Annotated in this window: 2 protein-coding genes; both read left to right on the top strand. The window is 39.0% G+C overall.

Going from position 1 to position 2,118, the window contains the following annotated elements:
• Positions 1-147: 147 nt before the first annotated feature.
• On the top strand, positions 148-1,863 hold the full coding sequence (locus tag AC6F75_RS11415; protein WP_500715144.1) for a DUF6909 family protein: 1,716 nt from the start codon (positions 148-150) through the stop codon (positions 1,861-1,863).
• Positions 1,864-1,918: 55 nt separating this feature from the next.
• Positions 1,919-2,118 (top strand): hypothetical protein (locus tag AC6F75_RS11410; RefSeq protein ID WP_500715143.1); only part of this gene is annotated, 200 nt, incomplete at its 3' end.

The raw sequence follows: 2,118 nt of genomic DNA, 5'->3' as shown, positions 1-2,118 counted from the left end.
GTAAGAAAAGACACCTTTAATGATTATATGAAAACCCAAGGCAAACTTGGAGGGCAAAACAAACTGCCCCGTTTGTCCAATGACAGGAATATTGCCGAGATGCTTATCAAGCTAAATAGCCAATAAATCCTATATTTGCAGGAATTGATGACCAAAATTACTTCACATACAAGAACCCGTGCCCAGGAAAGTTCAAACGCCATAGAACGCATTTATATCACTATGCGCCACTTGTTTAATCGTGGGTTTTACAAGCCCATGGGAGTTTCGGGAGAAACCTTACGTGAAGCATTGCTTATCTTAAGGCCTGAAATTTACGGCTCCATAGCTGAGGATAAAATTGAACTTCAGGGGCTGTTGTATGTGATTGATCGACTACCGGATGGTATTGAAGAGTGCCGGTACATCAACCTGACAAGTGATGAAGGTTATTCAAAATCCCATTTTAAAGTTATCATACCGCCCAAGCGAAGGAGGAATTGTTACCGCATTGACGATGAGCAAATGAATATTGAAATTACCCGTGGGCGCTCTGAGATTTATGATATTTTAACCCACCTCACATTTCTTTATATAGAGTCACACAAAATAGTAAAACGCGTAGTGATTGATGATAACGGCGCGGTAACACGTGATTGGAACAAACTGGAGGAGGCAGTCAAGAAAAACAACGAACTTTCCGATGAGGAAAAAGAAGTTGCAGTCACTCACACTGCCAATATACTGGGGCGGACATTTGCTGAGGTCAAGGCCATTTATCCTTTATTTGCCACAAGGGAAAACCCCAACAGGTTCCTGAATATAGTTTACTATTTGGGTAAAATTGCCATTCAGGAATTGATAGACGACAATAAACGTGTGATTACATTCAGCCCGGTGTTGAGAGAGCGTTTGGGGCATCATATTCACGGCGAAATTTGGGCAAACAACATCAAAAAAGTAATGCATTCCAAAGGACTTCTTGAGCGACCCATCCATATCATCAGTGCCAATATGCACAGCGTGATGAACTCTCTTTTTGCGGCTCAGGCTTTGAAAAATGAACTAAAAAAAGCAAGCCCCTTAGAGGTTTTTGAGCAGTTGAGCAAAAATGAAAATGTTCCGCTTAGAGAGAAAGTTGAAAAATTGGCCAAAGAATGCGGCATGCTTTTTATAGAAGACAATAGTGGAACCAATATCGACGTTCAGATTTTTGACGCAACCCAAATCGATTGTTCGCATCTAATTACAAATGCTTTTGCCGGAAAGGCCAAAGAAGAGGCACCGATAATAATAGTGATGGATTACGCCTTTGGAGAGCAGGCTTATGAAACTATGGAGGAGTTATTGAAGCCCTACAGGGGTGAAAACAAAAAGACCCATCTTTTGAACGTGAAATCTGTCTCAATTATGGGGAAAGCCGGAATACTTGACGGGGGAAAGGGTGATATTATGATTCCCAATGCACATCTATTTGAAGGCACGGCAGACAATTACCCGTTTAAAAACAAGTTAAAAAAATCACATTTTGAAGGCAGCGGCATAAAAGTAAGTGAAGGAAGTATGATATCAGTTTTGGGAACATCACTTCAAAACAAAGACATTTTAAAATTCTTCCACGACTCCACATGGAATGTCATAGGGCTTGAAATGGAAGGGGCACACTATCAAAAAGCCATACAAGCGGCTTCAAAAATAAGGGGAAGTATAAGTGAGAAAGTGGAAGTGAGATATGCCTATTATGCCTCGGATAACCCGTTGGAAACAGGAAGTACTTTAGCCAGTGGTGGATTGGGGATGTCAGGGGTCAAACCCACTTATTTGATTACGCAAAAAATTTTAGAACAAATTTTAGAAAATCGAGGTTTTATTTTTCCCCATTAACCATTAACCAATAACCAATAACCAATAACCAATAACCAATAACCAATAACAAGCAATGAGCAACACACCAATAACCAATAGCCATCAGGAAGAAATTGATCTGGGGTATTTAATGAATAAAATTAATGACCTTTTTAAGAAGGGTGTAAAGTTATTGTTTGAAATTATTTCATTTTTTTTAAAATTTAAATTAATTACAGTAAGTATACTTGTTTTTTTAATTATATATGGTTACTATACCGACAAGGCCAGTGT

This window comes from Planktosalinus sp. (genome assembly GCF_059864935.1).
The sequence above is the reverse complement of the archived record's forward strand: the minus strand, read 5'-3'. Positions and strand labels throughout refer to the sequence as shown.